Source organism: Buttiauxella selenatireducens, from assembly GCF_031432975.1.
Taxonomy (GTDB): domain Bacteria; phylum Pseudomonadota; class Gammaproteobacteria; order Enterobacterales; family Enterobacteriaceae; genus Buttiauxella; species Buttiauxella selenatireducens.
Map to the genome: position 1 here is coordinate 5114339 of NZ_CP133838.1, position 25629 is coordinate 5139967.

Below are 25629 nucleotides of genomic sequence, written 5' to 3' on the forward strand. Positions count from 1 at the left end.
TCTTACCCGGCTTTTTTATAATCATAATACTCCGCCAGCGTCATTCCTCTGGTTCGCTCTGCGAGCCAGGAGAATAATGTCTCAAGGTCCTGATAAAGCCTCTCAATATCCGCTTCATCTTTGAACGTAGGACTACCACCCGGCATAAACTCTGATGAATGAAGCATAAACTCAACGTAATCATTACCTTGAGATAATGTTTTTTCGGCTACCGCTATCATTTGCGCAGCATTACCGCCTGACGGACGCAACCAATTAACCGAAGGGCTACGATATTTACCTCTCAGCCGATCATAACTTTGTTTAAAGCTATTCATCAAAGCACTGTGCTTATACTGAATACTCATCGGAACCTCGAGAAATGCTGAATTTCCTGTCTGATGAATATTCTCCAGATCCATAAAATAAGCCTGACCTGGAAAATGTTGATAATCCGTTCCGCCAGAGCCTGAAGGGGATCCTTTCGCATTTCGCCAGTTAACCCTCGGCGTCACAGAGCAATCGACTTTATAACCCAACTCCACCAGTAACCTGGCGTAGCGGCTATCAAATGCCCAACGTCCTGCACGGTGGCTGATCATTTTTGTGCAGAATGTTTCTTCCAGCAATGTGGTCATATAAACCACTTTCTCTCGCATGATCTCATCACTGTACTCAATGAGATAGGGCTGCCAACGCCAGTCATCGCCGGTTAAATCGTGTTCTGGTGGGCTATTCCAGGCGTGCAAGTGCATGCCTACTTCACCCTGGCCACGCGCAATCACATCTTTTGCAAACTCGATAAAAACCGGATCTACAGCCATCTCATAATTCGTTAGCCAAACCGGTTTGAACCCGTACTTTTCACATAAAGACTGGAAACGAGGTAAAAAACGCGCATTTTCAGTTTTGATTTGTCGGTGGTTTTGCCAGAGATTATCGCCTTCGGTATCAATGGTGATGATAAATGCAGGTTTGGTCATTTCCGTCTCTGAGATAAAGATGTTCACATCATGTTACGCAGCCTGCCAGATAAGGGCAAACCGCATACGTTCAAATTTCTAACTCCTGAGCACAAATGTAGCAACCACACTCAAGGTCTATTAGAATCACTCTTTGGTTAATCACCTAAAGATGATAATGAATAACGCTTTGAATGCTCTCGCGGCCGTGCCACCAGCCCGTATTTTACTGATAAAGTTGCGCCATCATGGTGACATGTTGCTCACTACTCCGGTGATCAACGCATTACATCAAGCCTGGCCACAAGCAGAAATTGATGTTCTGCTCTATGAAGAAACGCGAGACATGCTAGCGGCACATCCATTCATTCATCGTATTTATGGAATTGACCGTAAATGGCGAAAACTCGGTACTCGCCAGCATTTACGCAAAGAATGGCAATTACTGAAAACTTTGCGCGATCAAAAATACAGCCTGGTTATCAATCTTGCAGATCAATGGCGTAGCGCCATTGTTACCCGCTTCACTGGAGCTCCTTCGCGTATCGGTTTCGATTTCAATAAGCGCCGTGGTTGGTTTTGGCAATATTGCCACACTCAACTCGCTTCAGTGTCCGGTCATCAGACCCTGCACACTGTGGAACAAAATTTATCCATTGTTGCCCCATTGAATATTGCGCCTGTCAGGGATGTTACGATGAGCTATCAGCCTGACGACTGGCAGTCCGTTCAAAGGAAGCTGCAAAGCAATGGGGTTGAAGGTTCTTACATTGTTGTACAGCCCACCTCCCGCTGGTTCTTCAAATGCTGGGATGAGAGCAAAATGGCTGAAACAATCACAGCGCTGCAAAAAGACGGGCATACCCTGGTGTTAACCTCAGGGCCCGATAAATACGAAAAAGCGATGATTGAAAAAATTCGTGCGTTATGTCCTTCAGAGCGTGTTTATTCCCTCGCTGGTGAGTTAACCCTGCGTCAATTAGCGGCTCTGATCGACCATGCCAAACTGTTCATTGGTGTTGATTCAGTACCAATGCATATGGCTGCCGCATTAAAAACGCCATGTGTCGCCCTATTTGGCCCTTCGAAACTGGTGTTCTGGAGCCCGTGGGACGTCGTCGGTGAAGTTATTTGGGCAGGGAATTATGGTGAGCTGCCAGACCCTGACAAAATTGATACCAATACGAAAGAACGTTTTCTCGATGCCATCCCGGTTGATGTTGTTGTCGCTGCTGCAAGGAAACAATTGTTATGAAGCGCTGCCGTCTGGCTATCGTCCGCCAAAAATATCGCCCCGATGGAGGGGCTGAGCGTTTCGTTTCACGCGCACTTGAGGCGTTAAGCGCCCATGACATGGAACTCAACGTTATCACGCGGCAATGGCAAGGTGCGCGCCAGGACAATTGGCATATTCATATTTGTGATCCGATGAAGCTAGGTCGAATCAGCCGTGAAAAAGGTTTTGCGGATGCGGCAAGAGCGATATGGCAACGCGAGAATTTCGATATTGTCCAAAGTCATGAACGCATAGCGGGCTGTGATATTTATCGTGCGGGTGATGGTGTTCACCGCAGATGGTTAATGCAAAGAGCGAGAATTTTACCTGCATGGCGTGGAAAGTGGCTGTTCCTCGATAGGTATCATCGTTACGTAATGCAGGCCGAAAAGGCGATGTACCAGGCTCCCGAGCTCAAAGCCGTCATCTGTAATGCAGAAATGGTTAAAAGGGAAATTATTGAAGATTTCTCTATTCCTGCTAATAAGATACATGTCATCTATAATGCAATTGACTCCTCCCGCTTCGTTCCGGCAAATGAAGAACTGCGTGTGAAACTGCGTGAGGAGATGTCTATCCCGCAAAACGCAGTGACATTGGTTTTTGTCGGCTCAGGATTTGAGCGTAAAGGACTGGCCAATGCAATCAAAGCCATTGCACCTACCGATCGCTATTTGATTGTGGTCGGGCAAGATAAAGCCGAGAAAAACTATCGCGAACTGGCACAATCTCTGGGGTGCCTGAATCGGATACGGTTTATGGGAATGCAGAAGAATACGCTGCCTTTCTATCAGGCCGCTGATGGACTATTACTGCCAACACTATATGATCCATTTCCAAATGTGATTCTTGAAGCAATGGCATGTGGTTTACCGGTTATTACTTCAGCCACTTGTGGTGGGGCTGAATTTATAACAACCGGACAAAACGGATACGTTTGTGATGCACTCACTATCCCCCAACTTTCAGAAGCGGTAATGGCAATATCTTCACGCTTTGTGGATGAGAAAATGGGGAGTTATGCTCGCGAACGCGTCAGGGATGCGACACCGGAAAAACTTTCACAGCAACTTATTTCGCTGTATCAAAATATACTGGATTAGACGATGCGTATCCTAATGATTATTGATGGTTTACCTGGCGGTGGTGCTGAGAAGACCGTACTTACCTTATCGAAAGGTTTGGTAGGAATGGGCCATCAGGTATCCGTTTTTTCGCTGCGCCGCGTCTGTGATTATGAGATCCCGGAAGACGTTGATTATCAGGTCATACTGGATACCTGTAAAAAACCCTGGCGCAAGCTGACAGAATTGTCTCGCCGTGCTGCCTTGCTTGATAGCGCAGTTGAACAAGCGCAGAAAAAAGGGAATTTCGACCTCGTCTTTTCTCACCTGCATAAAACCGACCGCATTGTTGCTCATACCAAATCAATTGCGCGTGAGAAGCTCTGGTACTGTGTCCATGGCATGTTTTCTTACTCCTATCTTCAGCATCGACAGGGGTTGTCTCGTTGGATAAAACGTAAAAAAATTCAAAGCGTTTACCAAAATAGCAATGTCGTTGCCGTGTCTCAGGCGGTACTACAAGACATTACTACGGCTTTCGATATTACGTTGTCCAGGGGCACCGTTATCCATAACCCTTTCGATATCGACGGAATATATTTAAAAGCGAAAGAACCGTGCGAAATGGCGGGGCAGGAGTATTTAATCCACGTTGGTCGTTTCCATGAACATAAACGCCATGACCGGTTGATCAAAGCTTATGCACTCAGTGGAATTCAGGCGCCGCTAATCCTGATGGGTAACGGCAGTGCCGAGCGTATTGCCGAAATAAAAGCGATGGCCACAAATGCGGGTGTTGCCGACCGCGTGATTCTGAAACCATTCGCATCAAACCCTTATCCGTGGATTGCCAATGCGCGTATGCTGCTGCTGAGCTCCGATTGCGAGGGATTTGGCAATGTGCTGGTCGAAGCGCTAATTTGCCAGACCCCCACAGTGAGTACACATTGCCCTGGTGGACCAGCAGAGATTCTTACCGGAGAACTGGCTCGCGGCCTTTCAGGTATGAGTGATCAGGACTTTGCAGACACTATGCTGGATATTTATAACAACCCACCCGTTATTGATACCACGACTATTGAGTCATATAGCATTGGTGCCATCTGCCAGCAGTATCTGTCACTGGCAACGGAAGAAAGATAACAATATTTCCAGGTAATTTTATGCAACAGAACCTACGTCCACTCCTCAGCGTTGTCGTTGCTGTTTATAACGGCGAGTCTTTTTTGGCTAAATTCTTTGCCTGTCTAGACGCTCAGAATATCGACGGCATGGAAGTCATTATGGTGAACGATGGTTCAACCGATGGCTCCATGGCGATTATTGAAGCCTGGAGTAGCAAGTTCCCTGGCATGAAAATCATTGAGCAGGAAAATCAGGGCGTTTCGATTGCGCGTAATACTGGGCTCGCTGTAGCCACAGGCCAGTACCTTTCCTTCCCGGATATCGATGATGACTTCAAACCCGGCATGTACCGTCATTTGCTGGATCTGGCATTAAAAAATGACCTGGATGTCGTGACGTGTAATGGAAATTACGTTTACGAAAACAACAAGAAGCCTTCACGACCGATCTTTCCGCGAGACAAACTTCAGTCGACCGACGTACTGAGTGGCCCCCAGTGGCTTAAACGTGCGCTGGATTCGCGCAAGTTTCTGCACGTAACCTGGCTGAACCTTTATCGACATGATTTCATTCGCGAACATGGTTTTACTTTTGAACCCGGTTTACGCCATCAGGACATTCCGTGGACAACAGAGGTGTTACTTGCTGCGGAGCGCGTCCAATATACTGACGAGCAATACTACGATTACTACATCCATTCAGCCTCGGTTTCCCATAAACCAGATACTGATGACACCCTTATCCGCTCAGCTCGCCATTATATGAAAATACTGGAAATGTTGGATGCTATTAACCAGCGTTATCCGGAAGCGGTAAAGAATATCCCTGCCTGTAACTGGCAAATCGCTAAAGAGGGTCTTGGGATATTACACACTTTCAATAATATGAAAGATCCGCACAAGAAGAAGATGATCGTTCAGGAGTTTTTTGATCGCGGTATCTGGCGTCTGATTTGGAAAAATGCTCGCGGATTCCGACTACGCTGGCGCCTGGGTCGTCGCTACCTAAAACTGAAGAAAGCGACCCGCGTACCGGGTTGAAAAACCGCTCACAAGCGGGTGGCCGCATGCCGCCCGCAGCTTCTGCAACTCAAGCACTAACGCATCTGAATACTAAGCAATGCCTTCGTGATATTACCAAAACAATAGCTTTAAGCTTCCCGAATGCTTAGAATTTGCCCGCCGATAATGAAAATACGGAAAATTCGCTTGGAATCGTTGTATACCGCTCTGTTCTATCTTATTCAGCCGCTTGTTTGGCTGCGACTGTTACTCCGTAGCCGTAAAGCTCCCGCGTACCGTAAACGCTGGGCGGAACGTTACGGCTATTGCCGTGGAAAAGTGGAGCCCGATGGTATTCTTCTGCATTCAGTATCCGTTGGCGAGACACTGGCGGCAATTCCGTTAGTTCGCGCCCTGCGCCATCGCTACCCAACGATTCCAATTACCGTCACCACAATGACCCCAACGGGTTCGGAACGTGCGCTGTCGGCCTTTGGGAAAAATGTGCACCATGTTTATTTGCCATATGATCTCCCTTGCGCCATGAAGCGCTTTTTCAATACCGTGCGCCCTAAATTAGTTATCGTGATGGAAACAGAATTGTGGCCCAACATGATCAACGAATTACACCGACGTAAAATCCCACTGGTCATTGCCAATGCTCGTCTCTCTGCACGCTCGGCAAAGGGATATAAAAAACTGGGTAATTTCACGCGTCGTCTGATGAGCAAAATTACACTCATCGCTGCGCAAAATGAAGAAGATGGGGCTCGGTTCATCGAGCTTGGTCTTAAACGCACTCAGTTAACCGTCACCGGCAGCCTGAAATTTGATATTTCTGTGACCCCAGAACTCGCCGCACGTGCGATTACGCTACGCCGCCAATGGGCCCCGCATCGTAAAGTATGGATTGCCACCAGCACCCATGATGGTGAAGAGAGCATTATTCTGGATGCGCACCGTCAGTTGCTGGCCAAGTTCCCAGATTTACTGCTAATTCTTGTTCCACGCCACCCTGAGCGGTTCAAAGATGCTCGGGATATGACTCAGAAGGCTGGTTTCAGCTATATCATGCGCAGCAGTGGCGAAAAACCGTCCAGCAGCACGCAAGTCGTTATCGGTGACACGATGGGCGAACTGATGATGCTGTATGGAATTGCCGATCTCGCCTTTGTGGGCGGAAGCCTGGTTGAACGCGGAGGCCATAATCCGCTGGAACCTTCGGCACACGCGATTCCAGTATTAATGGGCCCACATACCTTCAATTTCAAAGATATCTGCGCCCGATTGCAGCGTGCGGATGGGTTGATTACCGTCACGGATGCCTCATCGCTAGTGAGTGAAATTACGACTCTGTTAACCGATGAAGATTATCGTCTTTACTATGGCCGTCATGCCGTGGAAGTCCTTCACCAGAATCAGGGTGCTCTACAACGGTTACTGCAATTGTTGCAACCGTATCTGCCGCAACGGAGCCACTAATGCCCAATCGTTTGTCAGTGGTCATGATCGCTAAAAATGCGGCGGACGTGCTGCCAGAATGCCTGGCTTCGGTCGCGTGGGCAGATGAAGTAGTCTTGCTGGATTCGGGAAGTACAGACTCCACCGTCGAGATCGCCCTTCAGGCGGGTGCGAAAGTTTTCATTAACGAAAACTGGCAAGGGTTTGGCAAACAGCGTCAACTGGCACAGAGCTATGCCAGTCACGATTATATTCTGATGATCGATACCGATGAGCGTGTTACGCCGGAACTGGCCAGTACGCTTAAAGCCGTGTTAGATAATCCTCAGCCAGATGCTGTATACAGCATTGCTCGCCGCAATCTATTCCTTGGCCGTTTTATGCGCCACAGTGGATGGTATCCGGATCGTGTGACACGCCTCTATGCCCGCTCACGCTACCGCTATAATGACAATCAGGTTCACGAATCTCTCGAAGCGCCAGGTGCAAAAATTATCCCGCTCAAAGGGGATTTGCTTCATCTGACCTGCCGCGATTTCGCCAGCTTCCAGCGCAAACAGTTAAATTATGCGACCGCCTGGGCTCAGGAGCGCCACCAACGTGGCAAGCGAGTTTCCCTTGCCGGGATTTTTGGTCACACATTTGGCGCTTTTTGTAAAACTCTGCTGTTGAGAGCGGGCTTTCTTGATGGAAAGCAAGGCTGGTTACTTGCGGTGGTCAATGCGCAGTATACGTTTAATAAGTACGCTGAACTCTGGGCGCTGAATCAAGGCTATACGGAAAACAAAACTCTATGACCACCCGAGCGATTTACCCTGGTACGTTTGATCCCATTACCAACGGTCATCTGGATATCGTGACACGTGCTGCGATGATGTTTGATACCTTGATTCTGGCCATCGCCAATAGTCCACACAAGAAGACCATGTTCACGCTGCAAGAAAGAGTTCTGCTGGCACAAGGGGTTACCGCACACTTACCAAACGTTGAAGTTGTCGGCTTTAGCGATCTGATGGCGAATTTTGCTAAAACTCAACACGCTAACGTTCTGGTCAGAGGGTTGCGTACAGCAGCAGATTTTGAGTATGAAATGCAGCTGGCTCACATGAACCGCCACTTAATGCCCGAGCTTGAAAGTGTGTTCCTGATGCCTTCGAAAGAGTGGTCTTTTGTCTCCTCATCGCTGGTAAAGGAAGTCGCTCGTCATCATGGCGATGTTGCACACTTCCTGCCTGAGCCTGTCTGCAAAGCGCTGTTGGAAAAACTCAAGCAGGCACCCGCGAACTAAAGATTTAGTGCTGGCAATGGCGGCAATAAAACGTGCTGCGTTGCCCGTGCTTACTGGTAACTATTGGCGCACCACAAGCCTTACATGGCTCTCCTGCTCGCCCATAAACCTGCAACTCCTGAGCGAAATAGCCAGGTTTTCCATCCGACTGCAAAAAATCTTTTAGCGTAGTTCCGCCCTGCTCAATCGACCGTAGCAATACCGCTTTAATAGTTTTGACCAGTATTTCGCATTCAGCGTATGAAAGTGACTGGGCAGTGCGATCAGGATGGATTCCTGCAGCAAACAGCGATTCACTGGCATAAATATTACCCACCCCCACCACCAGTTTGTTATCCATAATCCACTGCTTTATCGCCATTTTCTTTTTCGCAGATTTTTCGCGTAGATAATCTGCAGAAAACGCATCACTTAGAGGTTCCGGCCCAAGATGTGCCAGAACATTACTGCCTTCTAACTCTTTCGCCCATAACCAGGCACCGAAGCGGCGCGGATCGGTATAGCGCAGGACTTTGCCATTGCTCATCACCAAATCGACATGGTCATGTTTTTGGGCAGGATAATCTTCAGGAAGAATACGCAGGCTACCCGACATGCCAAGATGGATAATAATCCAGCCATCCGGGAGTTCGAGAAGCAGATATTTAGCGCGGCGCTGCACACTTAAGACGGGTTTATCACTTAGAGCATGGATTTCATCGGAGACTGGCCAACGTAAGCGACCGTTACGCACAACGGCATGCAGGATAGTTTCCCCCACCAAATGGGGTTCAATGCCACGTCGACTGGTTTCTACTTCAGGTAATTCGGGCATCTCTCCTCCAGACTAAAAGCCTAAAACGAAAAAACCCCGCCGAAGCGAGGTTTTCATCAAAGACACTAAAATTATTTAATTTTAGCTTCTTTGTACAGTACGTGTTGACGGACAACTGGATCGAACTTTTTCAGTTCCAGTTTTTCCGGCTTAGTACGCTTGTTCTTCGTGGTGGTATAGAAGTGACCAGTACCAGCAGAAGAAACCAGCTTGATCTTCTCGCGAACACCTTTAGCCATGACTTAGTTCCTCTTAGTACTTCTCGCCACGGGTACGCATATCGGCCAGAACCGATTCGATACCCTTCTTATCAATTACACGCATACCTTTAGCAGATACACGCAGTGTGACAAAACGCTTCTCGCTCTCAACCCAAAAACGGTGAGAGTGCAGGTTCGGCAGGAAACGGCGTTTGGTCGCGTTCATTGCGTGGGAACGGTTATTACCGGTCACCGGACGCTTGCCAGTAACTTGGCAGACTCGGGACATGTCTATTCTCCAAAAATCAAATTAGCTCGAGCTTCGTATAGGGTTATGGCGCCTCGTCAGGCCGCAAGCCTGGTCCCTGGCGGTTCAATGTGAACCACAGTGCCAGGCGCATAATGCCAAAACCCGAGATTCTCAAAGGTGGCGTAGTATACGCTGCCTAACGCATGTGCTCAAGTCCCGAACAGACAAAGATCCCCAAGGATCGCGCAATTCGGCCTAAATCCACCCACGTTCTGCAAAAGAAACGTACTCTCCACGGCCAATAACAAGATGGTCGAGCACTCGAATGTCCATAAACAGGCAAGCTTTTACGATGCGTTCGGTGATAACACGATCAGCTTTACTCGGTTCTGCTCGACCAGACGGGTGATTATGCGCGAGTATTAGCGCCGCTGCATTTGATTTCATCGCTTCGCGCACAATTTCTCTCGGATGAACCTCTACATGGTTCAAAGTTCCAGCAAACATTGGACTATGTTTAATCACTCGGTTCTGGTTATCCAGGAAAATAACCATGAAGATCTCGCGTTCTGCTGTTGTCAGTTGACTTTGGATATACTCCCTGACTGAATCCGGTCCTTTTAAGGATAGCTCATCAACGCCACGTGAATAGTAGTAACGCCTTGCCAGCTCAGCAATAGCGTTAAGCTGGGTGTATTTCGCATCACCAATGCCCTTCACATCTTTAAATTCCGAATGGTCCGCAGACAACAGCCTGCTTAATGAGCCGAATTGATGCAATAAGCTCTGTGCAAACGCGAGTACATTCATATTTTGGCAACCCGTACGTAAAAATAACGCCACTAACTCGACATCCGTTAATGAGGCTGCACCAAATTTCAGCAGTTTTTCTCGCGGCATGCATGCTCCAGCCTGCTCTATTATCTCACTCATCAGAACCTCCTTGCCCTTAATGCTGCTCATTGTGCACAACTTGAGAAGCACACACGATATGCAGATATTCCCCATGCGGGATGTCTCGCAAACTGCAAAAAAGTCGTTACCGAATGAGTGTGGTAAAATAGCCAGATGACTGTGACTTCTGGTGGAAAAATCATGATGGGGCTTTCTGGCAAAAAAATTGTTCTGGGTGTCAGCGGCGGTATTGCTGCTTATAAAACACCTGAACTGGTACGCCGCCTGCGTGAACGCGGGGCTGAGGTAAGAGTGGTAATGACAGAGGCGGCAAAAGCCTTTATTACGCCACTGAGTTTACAAGCCGTGTCAGGTTACCCGGTGTCAGACAGCTTGTTAGATCCCGCCGCAGAAGCAGCAATGGGTCATATTGAATTAGGTAAATGGGCTGATTTAGTTATTCTTGCACCTGCCACGGCCGATTTAATTGCCCGCATTACTGTAGGTATGGCAAATGACCTGGTGAGTACGATTTGTCTTGCAACCCCTGCGCCTGTTGCCGTTGTCCCTGCTATGAATCAACAGATGTACCGAGCCGCAGCGACTCAACATAACCTTGAGGTACTCTCTGCACGCGGCTTATTGATGTGGGGGCCGGATAGCGGTAGCCAGGCCTGTGGCGATGTTGGCCCCGGTCGTATGCTTGACCCATTAACGATTGTAGACATGACCGCTCAACATTTTGCTGTCATCAAAGATCTGCAACATCTCAATGTCATGATTACCGCCGGCCCGACTCGCGAACGCCTGGATCCTGTACGCTATATCACCAACGATAGTTCCGGGAAGATGGGTTATGCCATCGCAGCGGCAGCGGCAGCACGCGGCGCAAATGTGACATTAATTTCAGGCCCTGTTTCTTTACCAACGCCACCATGGGTAAAGCGTATTGACGTCACCACGGCGTTGGAAATGGAAGCTGCAGTCCAACAGCATGTGCAGGAGCAACAAATTTTCGTTGGTTGTGCCGCCGTTGCAGACTATCGTGCCGCAGCCGTTGCTGATGAAAAAATCAAAAAGCAAGGCGATGAAATTACAATAAAAATGATTAAAAACCCGGATATTGTTGCCGGTGTCGCAGCACTTTTAACTCACCGTCCATATGTTGTTGGGTTTGCCGCCGAAACAAATAATGTGGAAGAATACGCCCAGCAAAAACGCGTGAGTAAAAACCTTGATCTGATTTGTGCGAACGATGTATCACAGGCAGGCCAAGGATTTAACAGCGAAAACAATGCATTGCACCTTTTCTGGCAGGATGGAGATAAAGTCTTACCTCTTGAACGTAAAGAGCTCCTTGGCCATCTTTTACTGAACGAGATAGTTACCCGTTATGATGAAAAAAATCGACGTTAAGATTCTGGACCCACGCGTTGGCCAACAATTCCCACTGCCGACTTATGCAACTTCCGGTTCTGCGGGACTTGACCTACGTGCCTGTCTGGATGACGCCGTAGAGCTTGCTCCTGGTGTAACCAAACTGATTCCAACCGGGCTGGCTATCCATATCGCCGATCCAACTCTTGCGGCCGTCATTCTGCCTCGTTCAGGTCTTGGTCATAAGCATGGTGTTGTTTTAGGCAACCTTGTTGGGCTGATAGACTCAGATTATCAAGGGCAGTTAATGGTTTCCGTCTGGAACCGCGGTCAAGATCACTTCACTATCGAACCCGGTGAACGCATTGCTCAAATGGTGTTTGTGCCCGTCGTCCAGGCAGAATTCAACCTGGTTGAAGATTTCGATTCTAGCGATCGTGGCGAAGGTGGCTTTGGCCATTCAGGACGTCAGTAACTTCATTTAAAAACGTAACCCCACAGCGTAAAAAATGTGAAAAAACCGCAAACTTTAAGTTTGCGAGCGCTGTGTGGCTACCTGCCTGACAAGTGCGTTATTTCAGGGGTATTTTAGAACATGGCAGAAAAGCAAATTGCGAAACGGAATCGTCGCGAAGAAATACTTCAGTCTCTGGCCCAAATGCTTGAATCCAGCGATGGCAGTCAACGAATTACGACGGCTAAGCTCGCAGCGACTGTTGGTGTTTCCGAAGCTGCACTTTATCGACATTTTCCCAGCAAAACGAAAATGTTCGATAGCCTTATCGAATTTATTGAAGACAGTCTGATTACCCGTATCAACCTCATCCTGAAAGATGAGAAAGATACCCACGCACGTCTGCGATTAATCGTTCTCTTGATCCTGGGGTTTGGCGAACGTAATCCGGGGCTGACGCGTATTCTGACCGGGCATGCGCTAATGTTTGAACAAGACCGCCTGCAAGGCCGTATCAATCAGCTTTTTGAACGTATCGAAGTTCAATTGCGTCAGGTCATGCGTGAAAAGAAGATGCGCGAAGGTGAAGGCTACTACACTGATGAATCGCTACTCGCAAGCCTGCTTCTGGCATTTTGTGAAGGGACGTTATCGCGTTTTGTACGCAGCGAGTTCCGTTATTTACCTACAAGTGATTTTGATACCCGCTGGCCGCTGATTGCTGCACAACTTCGTTAAATATTAAGGGCCTTTGAAAGGCCCTTTTACTTACACTCCGTACTGGGTACGGTACTCACGCACCGCGGCTAAATGCCCGGCCATTTCAGGTTTTTCTTCCAGATAATCAATCAGGTCTTTCAGAGTAATGATAGAGATGACCTGGCACTGATAATCACGTTCCACTTCCTGAATCGCAGAAATTTCGCCACGACCTCGCTCCTGACGATCCAGAGAAATAAGGACACCCGCTAGCGATGCGTTATTTGCAGCAATAATCTCCATTGATTCACGAATTGCAGTACCGGCGGTAATAACGTCATCCACCAGCATCACGCGCCCTTGCAGAGCACTGCCGACCAGGTTCCCACCTTCCCCGTGATCCTTTGCTTCTTTACGGTTGAAGCAATAAGGCACATCACGTTCATGATGCTCTGCCAACGCAACCGCTGTAGTCGTAGCGATAGGAATGCCTTTGTAAGCCGGCCCAAACAGCAAATCAAACTCAATACCAGAATCCACTAACGCGGCGGCATAAAAACGGCCCAACAGTGCCAGATCACGCCCGGTATTAAATAGCCCAGCGTTGAAGAAATAAGGGCTGGTGCGCCCAGATTTCAACGTAAACTCGCCAAACTTCAGTACCTGCTTGTTAAGCGCAAATTCAATAAACTGGCGCTGATACGGTTTCATGGATTTGCTCCTTTGCATTTCATTTTGGTAGATGCACAAAATAATTCGAGTTGCGTCGCGGCGACAAGAGAACGCATCCCGATGAGCTTACGTAAGTAAGTGTCTCGGGTAAGTTCGTGCAGCCAACAAAGATGCAGCTTGAAGTATGACGTGCATAAAAAAGGCGACTCTCAGAGTCGCCTAATATTAATTTTCTAACGCCGCCTTCTGCGCCGTTACGATAGATTCAATTCCCCCTCGCGCCAGCGCCAGTAGCGCCAACAGCTCTTCATGGGTGAACGGCTCGCCTTCTGCGGTGCCCTGAACCTCAATCATGCGACCATCTTCCATCATCACGACGTTCATGTCGGTTTCTGCCGCGGAATCTTCAACATATTCCAAATCGCACAGAGCTTCGCCTTTAACGATTCCGACTGATACCGCTGCAACCATCCCTTTCATTGGGTTAGTTTTCAGCTTACCTGCAGCGACCAGTTTATTAAGAGCATCAGCCAGTGCTACACATGCACCGGTAATAGATGCGGTACGAGTACCGCCGTCTGCCTGCAGTACATCGCAGTCCAGCGTAATGGTATATTCGCCAAGGACTTTCAAATCGACTGCTGCACGCAGAGAACGCGCAATCAGGCGCTGAATCTCAAGGGTACGGCCGCCCTGTTTGCCTTTTGCAGCTTCACGGGCATTACGGCTATGGGTTGCACGTGGCAGCATCCCGTATTCAGCAGTGATCCAACCTTGGCCCTGGCCTTTCAGAAAGCGCGGAACACCTTCTTCAACGGTGGCGGTACAGAGTACTTTAGTATCGCCGAACTCGACCAGCACGGAGCCTTCTGCGTGTTTGGTGTAATTACGGGTCAGGGTGACTGGGCGCACTTGTTCGGCGCTACGACCTGATGGACGCATGGGGTTATCTCCGGCTAAAACGAATGTGGCTGCGCATTATACGGACTTCGTTCGCTTATACCCAATGAATTTCGAGTTGCAGAAAGGCGGCAAGTTCGTAAATACCCAGGAGTTTACTAAAGTAAGTGACTGGGGTGAGCGAATGCAGCCAACGCATCTGCAACTTGAAATACGACGGGTATATTCCTATCCTGCAAGTCCTGGCATGGCTATAATCCCCACATCTATTACAGAATACGGTTACGAAATATGATCCGCAGTATGACCGCCTATGCCCGACGTGAAGTAAAAGGCGAATGGGGCAGCGCCTCCTGGGAGTTACGTTCGGTAAACCAGCGTTATCTCGAAACTTACATCCGTATGCCGGAACAGTTCCGTAGCCTCGAACCTGTGGCTCGCGAGCGTATTCGTACACGCTTAACTCGCGGAAAAATCGAATGTAACTTACGTTTCGAACCTGACGCCCGTTCCCAGAGCTCTTTGCTGCTTAATGAAAAACTGGCTAAGCAGCTGGTTGAAGCGGCGAATTGGGTAAAAATGCAAAGCGACGAAGGCGAAATTAATCCGGTTGATATTTTGCGTTGGCCGGGTGTGATGGTAGCGAAAGAACAAGATCTTGATGCCATTACCGCCGAAATTCTTGCAGCACTTGATGGCGCTCTTGATGACTTCATCATTGCCCGAGAAACAGAAGGTCAGGCCCTGAAACAGCTTATCGAGCAGCGTCTTGAAGGCGTCAGTGGCGAAGTCGTTAAAGTTCGAGCTCAAATGCCAGAAGTCCTGAAATGGCAACGTGATCGTCTGGTTGCGAAGTTGGAAGATGCGCAAGTTCAGCTTGAAAACAACCGTCTGGAGCAAGAGCTGGTATTAATGGCTCAGCGTGTCGACGTTGCCGAAGAGTTGGACAGGCTGGAAGCTCATGTCAAAGAAACCTACAACATTCTGAAGAAAAAAGAGGCTGTTGGTCGCCGTCTCGACTTTATGATGCAGGAGTTTAATCGCGAGTCGAACACCCTGGCATCAAAATCAATCAATTCTGATGTCACCAATTCAGCCATCGAACTGAAAGTGCTGATTGAACAGATGCGTGAACAGATTCAGAACATCGAATAATTTTCAGCTTTGACCTTCTTAGCCCGCTACTATGCGGGCTTTTTGTTATGGGTGAACATTCATCATCGAATCAACCGCAATAAAACTAATCCATTTTAAATTTTAAAATCAGCACTAAACCCTACTAATCTAGCTAAAACCAAATAAAGCCATTAGAAAATCTAATTAAAAAACCATCGCTTTAGAAAAACTCAATCGTGATTTTGCTCACAAAACGCTACCCTCTTAGCGTTTCCTCTGGGGGTACTAATGCTGTTACATATTCTTTATTTGGTCGGCATTACTGCCGAAGCAATGACCGGCGCCTTAGCAGCTGGCCGCCGCCGTATGGATACTTTCGGTGTAATAATCATTGCGACAGCCACAGCCCTTGGTGGCGGTTCGGTTCGCGATATTCTTCTAGGCCACTACCCGTTGGGTTGGGTGAAACACCCAGAGTATGTGGTGATTGTCGCAGTTGCAGCCGTACTAACCACCGTATTTGCCCCCGTAATGCCTCATCTGCGTCGCCTTTTCCTGGTCCTCGATGCCCTTGGGCTCGTTGTGTTTTCCATCATCGGTGCGCAAATAGCGTTGGATATGGGAGAGGGCCCCATCATCGCAATCATTGCAGCCGTTGTAACGGGCGTATTTGGCGGTGTTTTACGCGATATGTTTTGTAAGCGTATCCCCCTGGTGTTCCAGAAAGAACTCTATGCCGGCATTGCTTTCGCCTCCGCGGTGCTTTACATCGTTCTGGAACACTACGTTTCGAACCAGGACGTCGTGATAATCTCCACGCTCTTGTTCGGTTTCACCACGCGCTTACTCGCGTTACGTCTGCGCCTTGGATTACCGGTGTTTCATTACAAACACGCGGATCACTAATCGGCAAATCCCCGAATTCCCTGCTCTGCCAGAAAAACGACTAGCGCAGCAATTTGGGGGTGATTCACAAACTCCACCAATTTTTTGGCCCTCGCTGCACCAATACCCGGTAGTTTTTGCCAACTATGCTCATCCCGCGCAACTAGCTGCGACCACTGTGAATCTGGCAGCGTGGCAAACACCGCCCGGGGTAGCGGTAAACCAAACGCTAGCAGCCACTGCCTGAAGGGTTGTTGTCGAACTTGCGAGAATTGCTGCCAAAGATGGGCCACTCTGGCTGGAGAAATTCCGCTAATCTGCTGTAGCTCTTCCTGAGTGACCGTAAGCCAGGAAAAAATGTTCTTTAGGCTGAGATTCTGTTGGATCTGCTGCCAGGAGCGCAGGCTCACCCCATTGATATTCATAACCTCTGGAGAGCTAATCCAGGCCAGGCGAGCAATAAACTGCTCGCGACACCAAATTTCAAAGAACAGACAACTCAGCGGGGTGACCATTTTATCTGTGGGGGGCTGCGGTTTGTTGCGTTGGCTTACACGCCATACGACTTCATCGACGCGTGGAATCCCTTGCCCTGCAAGACTTACCATCACCTGATCGCCCAACGCAATATCCAGAACTTGCCAACGTTTTATTGAACCTATGTTCACACGTTTAATCTTTTTATCATCTATCTGTAGGGGGTTCAGTCTGAGAACAACGGCTATTTTTCCTGTACGCCCTACCGTAAATTGAATGTCCTTAACTTCGGCAATTTGCTGGGCTGGCGGGTATTTCCATGCAATCACCCACGTTGCTTTACCTGGAAGCCAATATTTCCCCGCAGGTTCTATGGCCTCGCGCACCACAATCCCATCGGTCACAAAAGGAAGCGGGGTTGTAAACCAGGACTCCCGCAACATCGCGATTTTGTCCACTGAGGTGACAGGCATTGACCACTTTTTGGTTAGCGGAAAACCAGCCTGAGCGAGCATGTCTAATTTCATATTCATATCAGCAGGACCATCTGGCCACGCCCAGATAAATATTCCCAATTCACTCATCAGGCCCGGGGAGGATTGGCTCATCATGGCTCCCGCCACTTTTCCTCTCGCATTAATGCCACCCATCGCTTTCTGTACGTGGCTATCTCTTTTCCAGAAAACCTCGCCTTGCAACACGCTATTGGCAAGTTGGCCTGAAAGGGTCTTGGGGATAGCGGGGATCATTTTGGCCTTTGCTGTCCAGTCCTGCCCTTTCTCACCATCCCCGCGGCTAAGGAGTTTAAACAAGTGCCCTTGCTGATAAATTAGGGTCACTGCCACACCATCGACTTTAGGTTGTACCCAAAGATCGGTTTTGCCTTTTGCCCACTGGGCAACGGCTTCACTGTCTGGCAGTTTTTTGACACCGGTATGAGCAATCGGATGCAACGCTTTGCCCAGGGTAGCTATCTGCGGCTGCTGTGGTTTTTCAGAGGGATGAAAGCATCGCTGCCATTCATTATATTGCCGACGTAGGCCATCATAGGTTGCATCACTGACTTCGCTCACACCTTGTTGGTAATAAGATCGGTCCCACTTCCCGAGCTTTTCATTCAATTTCACCATCTCCTGCTGGGCTTGCACTGATGACCAGGCCGGACACGCCGCCGACGCCATTGCGCTCAGCAACCCCAGAAACCCGATAAGCTTTGTTATCCACTTCATAAGTCCCTCCGTGTAGAAGCAAGAAGAGGTATAACGCCAGGAAACCATCAACGCGATTGCGTTTTAAAAATGATACGAGGAGCTTTCAGAGGTATTTAACTCGTTGCAGCAACACGAGGTGTTTTTTGGAAAACATTACGCAAATTGGTAGAAATATTGCCGAGGGGCACGACAAATTCTCCGTGACACGAAGACGGCGTGTATAATAGGCCCGTATACGCACTTCTTTTTATGCTTACCGAATAAGTTAGAACTCATGGCTCAAGGCACGCTTTATATCGTTTCCGCCCCTAGTGGCGCGGGAAAATCCAGCCTCATCCAGGCTTTGTTAAAGACACAACCGCTGTATGACACACAGGTTTCGATCTCCCATACCACTCGTGGTATTCGCCCGGGAGAGAACCATGGTGAACACTATTTCTTTGTGGAAAAGGAAGAGTTTAAGCAGATGATTGCTGAAGACGCATTCCTTGAGCACGCTGAAGTGTTTGGCAATTACTACGGCACTTCACGCCATGCTATTGAACAAGTTCTGGCAACTGGTGTGGATGTGTTCCTGGATATTGACTGGCAAGGTGCGCAGCAGATTCGCCAGAAAATGCCGCAAGCCCGCAGTATTTTTATTCTGCCGCCGTCAAAAGACGAATTAGACCGCCGCCTTCGTGGTCGTGGGCAAGACAGTGAAGAAGTTATCACTAAGCGTATGGAGCAAGCTGTTGCAGAAATGAGCCATTACGCCGAATATGACTATTTAATCGTCAATGACGATTTTGACACTGCGCTGTCAGATTTAAAAATTATCATTCGTGCCGAGCGTCTACGAATGGGTCGCCAAAAAGCGCGACATGACGCTTTAATCAGCAAACTATTGGCAGACTGAGCCCAGTTTCAGTATCATGCCCAGTCATTTCTTCATCTGTGGAGCATTTTAATTATGGCACGCGTAACTGTTCAGGACGCTGTTGAGAAAATTGGTAACCGTTTTGACCTGGTTCTGGTCGCCGCACGTCGCGCTCGTCAGATGCAAACTGGTGGTAAAGATCCACTGGTGCCTGAAGAAAACGATAAAACGACTGTAATCGCACTGCGCGAAATCGAAGAAGGGTTGATCACCAACCAGATTCTTGATGTTCGTGATCGCCAGGAGCAGCAAGAGCAGGAAGCCGCAGAACTGCAGGCTGTTACCGCTATTGCTGAAGGTCGTCGTTAATTAACCTGCGGGTAGCCCTTGTATCTGTTTGAAAGCCTGAATCAACTGATTCAACAATACTTGCCCGAGGAGCAAATAAAGCGACTTCGGCAAGCATACCTTGTTGCGCGTGATGCTCACGAGGGACAAGCACGTTCAAGTGGTGAACCCTATATCACCCATCCCGTAGCTGTTGCCTGCATTCTGGCCGAGATGAAACTCGACTTTGAAACGCTGATGGCCGCACTACTGCATGATGTGATCGAAGACACCCCTGCCACCTACCAGGATATGGAACAACTGTTTGGCAAAAGCGTTGCCGAACTGGTGGAAGGGGTATCTAAGTTAGACAAACTGAAATTCCGCGATAAGAAAGAAGCTCAGGCTGAAAACTTCCGCAAAATGATCATGGCGATGGTGCAAGACATCCGCGTCATTCTGATCAAACTCGCCGACCGTACGCACAATATGCGGACACTCGGGGCATTGCGCCCTGATAAGCGTCGCCGTATCGCTCGCGAAACCCTCGAAATCTATAGCCCCCTTGCGCACCGACTTGGTATTCATCACCTGAAGACTGAGCTGGAGGAATTGGGCTTTGAAGCGCTTTACCCGAACCGCTACCGCGTGATTAAAGAAGTGGTCAAAGCGGCACGGGGTAACCGCAAAGAGATGATTCAAAAAATCCTCTCTGAGATTGACGGACGTTTGCAAGAAGCGGGCATTCCGTGTCGCGTTAGCGGCCGCGAAAAACACCTCTACTCCATCTACTGCAAAATGACGCTCAAAGAACAGCGTTTCCACTCGATTATGGATATCTACGCCTTCCGCGTGATCGTTCATGACATGGATACCTGTTATCGCGTCCTTGGGCAGATGCATAGCCTCTACAAGCCACGCCCTGGACGGGTGAAAGACTATATTGCCATTCCGAAAGCGAACGGATATCAGTCTTTGCACACCTCAATGATTGGTCCACATGGTGTGCCGGTAGAAGTGCAAATCCGTACCGAAGATATGGATCAGATGGCAGAGATGGGGGTTGCCGCTCACTGGGCTTATAAAGAGCAAGGTGAAAGTGGTACAACGGCACAAATCCGCGCCCAGCGCTGGATGCAAAGCCTGCTGGAATTACAGCAAAGTGCGGGTAGTTCATTTGAATTTATCGAGAGCGTAAAATCCGATCTGTTCCCGGATGAGATTTACGTTTTCACACCGGAAGGGCGCATTGTCGAATTACCGGCAGGTGCGACACCTGTTGACTTCGCGTACGCGGTGCATACAGACATCGGCCACGCCTGTGTCGGTGCCAGAGTCGACAGACAACCCTATCCCCTGTCTCAGTCGCTCAGCAGCGGCCAGACAATCGAAATCATTACCGCCCCAGGCGCACGCCCGAATGCCGCCTGGCTGAATTTCGTTGTGAGTTCTAAAGCGCGCGCCAAAATCCGCCAGATGCTGAAGAATCTCAAGCGTGACGACTCCGTTAGTCTCGGACGCCGTCTGCTAAACCACGCTTTAGGTGGCAGCCGCAAATTAGCTGAGGTCCCGCCAGAAAATATTCAACGTGAGTTGGAGCGCATGAAGCTCGCCACGCTTGATGATTTGCTGGCTGAAATTGGCCTCGGTAATGCCATGAGTGTGGTTGTCGCGAAAAACCTGCAAGGTGAGTCGTCCGCGATTCAGCAAGGCCATTCACCGACTCACAGTCATCTGCCGATTAAAGGTGCTGATGGTGTATTGATCACCTTTGCCAAGTGTTGCCGACCAATTCCTGGCGACCCGATTATTGCGCACGTAAGCCCAGGCAAAGGGCTGGTTATCCATCATGAATCTTGCCGTAACATCCGTGGCTACCAAAAAGAGCCAGAGAAGTTTATGGCGGTGGAATGGGATAAAGAGACAGAACAAGAGTTCACCACCGAGATAAAGGTGGATATGTTTAACCATCAGGGTGCGTTGGCAAACCTGACGGCTGCGCTCAATAATGCAGGTTCCAATATTCAAAGCCTGAATACTGAAGAGAAAGATGGCCGTGTTTACAGTGCGTTCATTCGACTGACTGCACGCGACCGTGTCCATTTGGCGAACCTCATGCGTAAAATCCGTGTGATGCCGGATGTGATTAAAGTTACCCGCAACCGAAACTAGTGTTATGAATCCTCAACGTTATGCGCGTATTTGCGAGATGCTCGCCAGGCGTCAGCCTGACCTGACCGTCTGTATGGAGCAGGTCCATAAACCTCATAACGTGTCAGCGATTATTCGTACTGCTGATGCTGTTGGTGTACATGAAGTTCACGCGGTCTGGCCGGGTAACCGAATGCGCACCATGGCCTCCTCTGCAGCAGGCAGCAATTCGTGGGTTGAAGTCAAAACCCATCGCCATATCGGTGATGCCGTTGCTCACCTCAAAAACAGCGGAATGCAAATCCTCGCGACCAACCTTTCTGATAAAGCTGTCGATTTCCGCGAAATTGATTACACGCGCCCAACCTGCATTTTGATGGGACAGGAAAAAACGGGCATTACTCAGGAAGCATTAGCACTGGCAGACCAGGACATCATTATTCCGATGATCGGGATGGTGCAATCGCTCAATGTTTCCGTGGCCTCAGCACTCATTCTTTATGAAGCGCAGCGTCAACGTCAGAACGCCGGTATGTATCAGCGTGAAAACAGCACTCTGCCAGAGTCCGAACAACAGCGTCTGCTGTTTGAAGGCGGTTATCCTGTACTGGCGCGAGTTTCCCGCCGGAAAGGTTTGCCCTACCCGCATGTGAATCAGCAAGGTGAAATAGAAGCTGATGCCGCATGGTGGGCCACAATGCAATCTGCGGAGTAGTCAGATGAAAGGCCGTTTGCTGGACGCCATACCGTTAAGTACGCTTGCCGGAGTGGGGGCCAGCCAGAGCGGTAAATTGGCCAAGATTGGCCTGCATACCATTCAGGATCTCCTGCTTCATCTCCCACTGCGCTACGAAGACCGGACTCAACTCTATCCAATAAACGACCTCATGCCTGGTACTCACGCCACGGTTGAAGGGGAAGTGCTGAACTGTAATATCAGTTTTGGTCGTCGTCGCATGATGACTTGCCAAATTTCTGACGGCACCGGCATCCTGACCATGCGTTTTTTCAACTTCAATGCGGCGATGAAAAACAGTCTCGCAGCCGGTAAGCGTGTACTTGCTTATGGGGAAGCAAAGCGAGGGACGCACGGCGCGGAGATGATTCATCCGGAATACCGCATTCAGGGCGATCTGAGTACCCCGGAATTACAGGAAACTCTGACCCCGGTTTATCCCACCACTGAAGGTATTCGCCAGGCCACTTTGCGCAAACTGACCGATCAGGCGCTGGAGTTGCTGGATACCTGCGCTATCACTGAATTACTCCCTGCTGATTTGCGTCAGGGAATGATGAGTCTGCCGGAAGCGTTGAGGACGTTACATCGTCCACCACCAACAATGCAGTTAGCCGATCTCGAAACGGGGAAACATCCGGCTCAGCAACGCTTAATCCTTGAGGAGTTACTGGCGCATAACCTAAGTATGCTCGCACTTCGTGCGGGCGCTCAGCGTTATCACGCTTTGCCTTTACATAATCATGACGAATTAAAAAACCAACTGTTGGCAGCACTCCCGTTCAAACCAACAGGTGCTCAAGAACGTGTCGTGGCAGAAATTGAACATGATATGGCGCTGGATGTACCGATGATGCGTCTGGTGCAAGGCGATGTGGGATCGGGTAAAACATTGGTTGCGGCACTTGCCGCATTGCGTGCCATTGCGCATGGCAAACAGGTCGGTTTGATGGCTCCGACGGAGTTGCTCGCCGAACAACACGCCAATAATTTCCGTCAGTGGTTTGCACCATTGGGCATTGAGGTTGGCTGGCTTGCAGGTAAACAAAAAGGCAAAGCGCGCATCGCCCAACAAGACGCTATCGCCAGCGGTCAGGTATCGATGGTGGTGGGAACACACGCGATCTTCCAGGAACAGGTGCAGTTCTCTCAACTCGCACTGGTTATCATTGATGAACAACATCGCTTTGGCGTCCATCAGCGCCTGGCGCTATGGGAGAAAGGTCAGATTCAGGGATTCCATCCCCATCAACTCATCATGACCGCAACGCCCATTCCACGAACCCTGGCGATGACGGCCTATGCTGATTTGGATACGTCGACGATCGACGAACTGCCGCCTGGCCGTACACCGGTCACGACTGTTGCCATCCCTGACACGCGCCGCAACGATATTATCGACCGCGTGCGTGGCGCATGCAGCGATGAAGGCCGCCAGGCATACTGGGTTTGTACGCTGATTGAAGAGTCGGAGCTACTGGAAGCACAGGCCGCAGAAGTTACGTGGGATGAGCTAAAAGCCGCTCTGCCGAATCTGAATGTTGGGCTGGTACATGGCCGGATGAAACCACAAGAAAAGCAATCAGTGATGCAGGCTTTCAAGGAAGGGTCGATTCATCTTCTGGTCGCCACAACGGTCATTGAAGTGGGCGTTGATGTCCCAAATGCCAGCCTGATGATTATCGAAAACCCAGAGCGTCTGGGGCTTGCACAGCTCCACCAGCTCCGTGGGCGTGTAGGGCGTGGTGCCGTCGCCTCCCATTGTGTGTTGCTGTATAAGTCGCCACTATCGAAAACAGCGCAGCTGCGTTTGCAGGTGTTACGTGATAGCAACGATGGCTTTGTGATTGCGCAAAAGGATTTGGAAATTCGTGGGCCGGGGGAATTGCTTGGCACGCGTCAGACAGGGAACGCCGAGTTTAAAGTAGCAGATTTACTGCGCGATCAGGCGATGATCCCAGAAGTACAGCGCCTTGCACGCCATATTCATGAACGCTATCCAGAACAGGCAACCGCGCTCATTGAGCGCTGGATGCCTGAAACGGAACGCTATTCAAACGCCTGATTTTCCGCCCTCATCCCAACCTTCTCCCCCAGGAGAAGGAGGGAAAATAACTTAGCCAAAGATTGGCAGCATCAGGTACATCTTGATGACCAGTGCGTTGACGATATCAATAAAGAACGCGCCAACCATCGGAACCACCAGAAACGCCATATGCGACGGGCCAAAACGCTCTGTAATCGCCTGCATATTGGCGATAGCCGTTGGTGTTGCCCCCAGGCCAAAACCACAATGACCCGCAGCCAGTACCGCTGCATCGTAGTTTTTGCCCATAAAGCGATAGGTCACATAAACTGCATACAACGCCATAAAGATGGTTTGCACGGTCAGAATCGCCAGCATTGGCAATGCCAGAGAAGCCAATTCCCACAACTTCAGGCTCATCAGCGCCATGGCGAGGAACAGAGACAAACAGACGTTCCCCAACACCGAAACCGCACGTTCAAACACCCGATAGAAGCCGAGCAGAGAGAGCGTATTGCTGAGGATTACCCCAACAAACAACACGCAAACGAACGTCGGTAGTTCAAAACTGGTGCCTTGAATGAGATGCGCCACAAACTGTCCAACAGTAAGGCAAATGGCAATCATCGCGATGGTTTCTATCAACACCATCGAGGTGATCATGCGCCCTATCGCAGGTTTTTCGAAGGCTGTGGGATCGATGCTATCGTCCGGCGTGCCATCAGGTGTGGATGAGTGTTTAACCAGATAACGCGCAACTGGCCCACCAATCAAACCGCCCAGAACCAAACCAAACGTTGCGCAAGCCATCGCAACTTCGGTGGCATTCTGGAAGCCATAGCGCTCACTAAATAACTTACTCCAGGCCGCACCTGTACCATGGCCGCCAGACAGTGTAATGGACCCCGCCAGTAACCCCATCAACGGATCAAGGCCTAGCAGGCTCGCCATACCAATACCGATGGCGTTTTGCATCACCAGCAAACCCACCACCACAATCAGGAAAATACCGACCACTTTGCCACCTGCACGCAAGCTGGCCAGGTTGGCATTCAGGCCTATTGTGGCAAAGAAAGCGAGCATCAATGGGTCTTTGAGACTCATATCAAATTCAAATTCCCAACCGACACTTTTTTTAAGCACTAACAAGGCAAGGGCGATTAGAAGCCCACCCGCGACAGGTTCAGGGATAGTGTATTTTTTTAGAAACGGTATGGTGTGGACCATTTTTCGGCCCAGCAACAACACGAGCGTCGCAGCAACAAGGGTAGAAAGGGTGTCGAGATAAAACATAGAATTGCTCCTGTTTGCGCATATTTATCACAGACGCTTTTAATTTATCCTTCACTGGAATTTCAGATTTTAGAAAATCTAGCAGCCGGATTTTAACCAAAAACAGGTCAAAAGTTATATAAAAAGCTATGT

General features: G+C 49.3%; 26 protein-coding genes. 17 read left to right on the forward strand and 9 right to left on the reverse strand.

All coding sequences use genetic code 11. The annotated features are described in order from the left end of the window. Positions 1–2 precede the first annotated feature (2 nt). Entirely contained in the window at positions 3–962 is a 960-nt protein-coding gene (locus RHD99_RS23470; protein ID WP_309876943.1) for a polysaccharide deacetylase family protein, read from the reverse strand. Positions 963–1113: 151 nt separating this feature from the next. Here RHD99_RS23470 and rfaQ point away from each other — a divergent pair, with 151 nt between their 5' ends. The 7 genes from rfaQ (at position 1114) to coaD (ending at position 8156) form a co-directional block, all read left to right on the forward strand. Then, positions 1114–2196, forward strand: coding sequence for a putative lipopolysaccharide heptosyltransferase III (gene rfaQ, locus RHD99_RS23475; RefSeq protein ID WP_309876945.1), 1083 nt, complete (start codon positions 1114–1116; stop codon positions 2194–2196). Continuing rightward, positions 2193–3320 carry a glycosyltransferase family 4 protein gene (locus RHD99_RS23480; RefSeq protein WP_309876947.1) on the forward strand — a complete coding sequence of 376 codons (1128 nt, stop codon included), beginning with the start codon at positions 2193–2195 and terminating at the stop codon, positions 3318–3320. Before rfaQ ends, RHD99_RS23480 begins: the two co-directional genes overlap by 4 nt. Before the next feature lie 3 nt (positions 3321–3323). After that, positions 3324–4424, forward strand: a complete 1101-nt coding sequence (locus RHD99_RS23485) for a glycosyltransferase (protein WP_309876949.1) — start codon at positions 3324–3326, stop codon at positions 4422–4424. Positions 4425–4444: 20 nt separating this feature from the next. Continuing rightward, complete coding sequence (locus tag RHD99_RS23490) at positions 4445–5446, forward strand: glycosyltransferase (RefSeq protein WP_183272930.1); 1002 nt, start codon at positions 4445–4447, stop codon at positions 5444–5446. Between the two features lie 168 nt (positions 5447–5614). Beyond that, positions 5615–6889: a lipid IV(A) 3-deoxy-D-manno-octulosonic acid transferase gene (gene waaA / locus RHD99_RS23495; protein WP_309876951.1), complete on the forward strand. Its 1275-nt coding sequence runs from the start codon at positions 5615–5617 to the stop codon at positions 6887–6889. Then, positions 6889–7665, forward strand: a complete 777-nt coding sequence (locus RHD99_RS23500) for a glycosyltransferase family 2 protein (RefSeq protein WP_309876953.1) — start codon at positions 6889–6891, stop codon at positions 7663–7665. Before waaA ends, RHD99_RS23500 begins: the two co-directional genes overlap by 1 nt. Continuing rightward, positions 7662–8156 (forward strand): pantetheine-phosphate adenylyltransferase, encoded by a 495-nt coding sequence (coaD, locus tag RHD99_RS23505; RefSeq protein ID WP_309876955.1) that lies wholly within the window; start codon positions 7662–7664, stop codon positions 8154–8156. The genes RHD99_RS23500 and coaD overlap by 4 nt, the downstream gene beginning before the upstream one ends. Before the next feature lie 4 nt (positions 8157–8160). Here the strand turns inward: coaD and mutM are convergent, their stop codons facing one another. From mutM to radC, 4 genes are all read right to left on the reverse strand, one after another. Continuing rightward, positions 8161–8970 carry a bifunctional DNA-formamidopyrimidine glycosylase/DNA-(apurinic or apyrimidinic site) lyase gene (mutM, locus tag RHD99_RS23510; RefSeq protein ID WP_183272934.1) on the reverse strand — a complete coding sequence of 270 codons (810 nt, stop codon included), beginning with the start codon at positions 8968–8970 and terminating at the stop codon, positions 8161–8163. A 71-nt stretch (positions 8971–9041) separates the two neighbouring features. Beyond that, on the reverse strand, positions 9042–9209 hold the full coding sequence (gene rpmG / locus RHD99_RS23515) for a 50S ribosomal protein L33 (protein ID WP_002208990.1): 168 nt from the start codon (positions 9207–9209) through the stop codon (positions 9042–9044). A gap of 13 nt (positions 9210–9222) precedes the next feature. Then, entirely contained in the window at positions 9223–9459 is a 237-nt protein-coding gene (gene rpmB / locus RHD99_RS23520; RefSeq protein ID WP_309876957.1) for a 50S ribosomal protein L28, read from the reverse strand. Positions 9460–9675: 216 nt separating this feature from the next. Then, on the reverse strand, positions 9676–10353 hold the full coding sequence (gene radC, locus RHD99_RS23525) for a RadC family protein (protein WP_270141711.1): 678 nt from the start codon (positions 10351–10353) through the stop codon (positions 9676–9678). 165 nt (positions 10354–10518) lie between these two features. Here radC and coaBC point away from each other — a divergent pair, with 165 nt between their 5' ends. From coaBC to slmA, 3 genes are all read left to right on the forward strand, one after another. Continuing rightward, positions 10519–11730, forward strand: coding sequence for a bifunctional phosphopantothenoylcysteine decarboxylase/phosphopantothenate--cysteine ligase CoaBC (gene coaBC / locus RHD99_RS23530; RefSeq protein WP_309879255.1), 1212 nt, complete (start codon positions 10519–10521; stop codon positions 11728–11730). Next, a complete protein-coding gene (gene dut / locus RHD99_RS23535) occupies positions 11708–12166 on the forward strand; it encodes a dUTP diphosphatase (protein WP_183272936.1) in 459 nt (152 codons plus the stop codon). Before coaBC ends, dut begins: the two co-directional genes overlap by 23 nt. A gap of 120 nt (positions 12167–12286) precedes the next feature. Next, positions 12287–12883: a nucleoid occlusion factor SlmA gene (gene slmA, locus RHD99_RS23540; protein WP_309876960.1), complete on the forward strand. Its 597-nt coding sequence runs from the start codon at positions 12287–12289 to the stop codon at positions 12881–12883. 30 nt (positions 12884–12913) lie between these two features. Here slmA and pyrE read toward each other — a convergent pair whose 3' ends face one another. Beyond that, positions 12914–13555, reverse strand: a complete 642-nt coding sequence (pyrE, locus tag RHD99_RS23545) for an orotate phosphoribosyltransferase (RefSeq protein WP_309876962.1) — start codon at positions 13553–13555, stop codon at positions 12914–12916. Between the two features lie 186 nt (positions 13556–13741). Continuing rightward, positions 13742–14458 (reverse strand): ribonuclease PH, encoded by a 717-nt coding sequence (rph, locus tag RHD99_RS23550; RefSeq protein ID WP_309876964.1) that lies wholly within the window; start codon positions 14456–14458, stop codon positions 13742–13744. Positions 14459–14707: 249 nt separating this feature from the next. On the opposite strand from rph, the gene RHD99_RS23555 reads away from it, so the two are divergent. Both RHD99_RS23555 and RHD99_RS23560 read left to right on the forward strand, forming a co-directional pair. Continuing rightward, entirely contained in the window at positions 14708–15571 is an 864-nt protein-coding gene (locus RHD99_RS23555) for a YicC/YloC family endoribonuclease (RefSeq protein ID WP_183272940.1), read from the forward strand. Positions 15572–15820: 249 nt separating this feature from the next. After that, positions 15821–16438, forward strand: a complete 618-nt coding sequence (locus RHD99_RS23560) for a trimeric intracellular cation channel family protein (RefSeq protein ID WP_309876967.1) — start codon at positions 15821–15823, stop codon at positions 16436–16438. Here RHD99_RS23560 and ligB read toward each other — a convergent pair. Then, entirely contained in the window at positions 16435–18123 is a 1689-nt protein-coding gene (gene ligB / locus RHD99_RS23565) for an NAD-dependent DNA ligase LigB (RefSeq protein WP_309876969.1), read from the reverse strand. The two genes, RHD99_RS23560 and ligB, sit on opposite strands and share 4 nt — an antisense overlap. A 256-nt stretch (positions 18124–18379) precedes the next feature. On the opposite strand from ligB, the gene gmk reads away from it, so the two are divergent. Genes gmk through recG form a run of 5 tightly spaced genes read left to right on the forward strand, consistent with a single transcriptional unit; the run spans position 18380 to position 24243 of the window. Beyond that, positions 18380–19003 (forward strand): guanylate kinase, encoded by a 624-nt coding sequence (gene gmk, locus RHD99_RS23570; protein ID WP_183272943.1) that lies wholly within the window; start codon positions 18380–18382, stop codon positions 19001–19003. Positions 19004–19057: 54 nt separating this feature from the next. Then, complete coding sequence (gene rpoZ / locus RHD99_RS23575) at positions 19058–19333, forward strand: DNA-directed RNA polymerase subunit omega (RefSeq protein WP_034461476.1); 276 nt, start codon at positions 19058–19060, stop codon at positions 19331–19333. A gap of 18 nt (positions 19334–19351) precedes the next feature. Then, complete coding sequence (gene spoT / locus RHD99_RS23580) at positions 19352–21463, forward strand: bifunctional GTP diphosphokinase/guanosine-3',5'-bis pyrophosphate 3'-pyrophosphohydrolase (protein WP_309876973.1); 2112 nt, start codon at positions 19352–19354, stop codon at positions 21461–21463. 4 nt (positions 21464–21467) lie between these two features. Continuing rightward, on the forward strand, positions 21468–22157 hold the full coding sequence (gene trmH / locus RHD99_RS23585) for a tRNA (guanosine(18)-2'-O)-methyltransferase TrmH (protein ID WP_183272945.1): 690 nt from the start codon (positions 21468–21470) through the stop codon (positions 22155–22157). Between the two features lie 4 nt (positions 22158–22161). After that, the gene (gene recG, locus RHD99_RS23590) at positions 22162–24243 is read left to right on the forward strand and encodes an ATP-dependent DNA helicase RecG (protein WP_309876976.1); all 2082 of its coding nucleotides are present in this window, start codon (positions 22162–22164) and stop codon (positions 24241–24243) included. A 51-nt stretch (positions 24244–24294) separates the two neighbouring features. On the opposite strand, the gene gltS is transcribed toward recG, so the two are convergent. Continuing rightward, positions 24295–25497 (reverse strand): sodium/glutamate symporter, encoded by a 1203-nt coding sequence (gltS, locus tag RHD99_RS23595; RefSeq protein ID WP_309876977.1) that lies wholly within the window; start codon positions 25495–25497, stop codon positions 24295–24297. Positions 25498–25629: the final 132 nt, after the last annotated feature.

Coding starts and splice junctions, on each gene's coding strand:
- RHD99_RS23470 (WP_309876943.1), bottom strand. CDS start 962: ATGACCAAACCTGCATTTATCATCACCATTGATACCGAAGGCGATAAT.
- rfaQ (WP_309876945.1), top strand. CDS start 1,114: ATGATAATGAATAACGCTTTGAATGCTCTCGCGGCCGTGCCACCAGCC.
- RHD99_RS23480 (WP_309876947.1), top strand. CDS start 2,193: ATGAAGCGCTGCCGTCTGGCTATCGTCCGCCAAAAATATCGCCCCGAT.
- RHD99_RS23485 (WP_309876949.1), top strand. CDS start 3,324: ATGCGTATCCTAATGATTATTGATGGTTTACCTGGCGGTGGTGCTGAG.
- RHD99_RS23490 (WP_183272930.1), top strand. CDS start 4,445: ATGCAACAGAACCTACGTCCACTCCTCAGCGTTGTCGTTGCTGTTTAT.
- RHD99_RS23500 (WP_309876953.1), top strand. CDS start 6,889: ATGCCCAATCGTTTGTCAGTGGTCATGATCGCTAAAAATGCGGCGGAC.
- coaD (WP_309876955.1), top strand. CDS start 7,662: ATGACCACCCGAGCGATTTACCCTGGTACGTTTGATCCCATTACCAAC.
- mutM (WP_183272934.1), bottom strand. CDS start 8,970: ATGCCCGAATTACCTGAAGTAGAAACCAGTCGACGTGGCATTGAACCC.
- rpmG (WP_002208990.1), bottom strand. CDS start 9,209: ATGGCTAAAGGTGTTCGCGAGAAGATCAAGCTGGTTTCTTCTGCTGGT.
- rpmB (WP_309876957.1), bottom strand. CDS start 9,459: ATGTCCCGAGTCTGCCAAGTTACTGGCAAGCGTCCGGTGACCGGTAAT.
- radC (WP_270141711.1), bottom strand. CDS start 10,353: ATGAGTGAGATAATAGAGCAGGCTGGAGCATGCATGCCGCGAGAAAAA.
- coaBC (WP_309879255.1), top strand. CDS start 10,519: ATGGGGCTTTCTGGCAAAAAAATTGTTCTGGGTGTCAGCGGCGGTATT.
- dut (WP_183272936.1), top strand. CDS start 11,708: ATGATGAAAAAAATCGACGTTAAGATTCTGGACCCACGCGTTGGCCAA.
- slmA (WP_309876960.1), top strand. CDS start 12,287: ATGGCAGAAAAGCAAATTGCGAAACGGAATCGTCGCGAAGAAATACTT.
- pyrE (WP_309876962.1), bottom strand. CDS start 13,555: ATGAAACCGTATCAGCGCCAGTTTATTGAATTTGCGCTTAACAAGCAG.
- rph (WP_309876964.1), bottom strand. CDS start 14,458: ATGCGTCCATCAGGTCGTAGCGCCGAACAAGTGCGCCCAGTCACCCTG.
- RHD99_RS23555 (WP_183272940.1), top strand. CDS start 14,708: ATGATCCGCAGTATGACCGCCTATGCCCGACGTGAAGTAAAAGGCGAA.
- RHD99_RS23560 (WP_309876967.1), top strand. CDS start 15,821: ATGCTGTTACATATTCTTTATTTGGTCGGCATTACTGCCGAAGCAATG.
- ligB (WP_309876969.1), bottom strand. CDS start 18,123: ATGAAGTGGATAACAAAGCTTATCGGGTTTCTGGGGTTGCTGAGCGCA.
- gmk (WP_183272943.1), top strand. CDS start 18,380: ATGGCTCAAGGCACGCTTTATATCGTTTCCGCCCCTAGTGGCGCGGGA.
- rpoZ (WP_034461476.1), top strand. CDS start 19,058: ATGGCACGCGTAACTGTTCAGGACGCTGTTGAGAAAATTGGTAACCGT.
- trmH (WP_183272945.1), top strand. CDS start 21,468: ATGAATCCTCAACGTTATGCGCGTATTTGCGAGATGCTCGCCAGGCGT.
- recG (WP_309876976.1), top strand. CDS start 22,162: ATGAAAGGCCGTTTGCTGGACGCCATACCGTTAAGTACGCTTGCCGGA.
- gltS (WP_309876977.1), bottom strand. CDS start 25,497: ATGTTTTATCTCGACACCCTTTCTACCCTTGTTGCTGCGACGCTCGTG.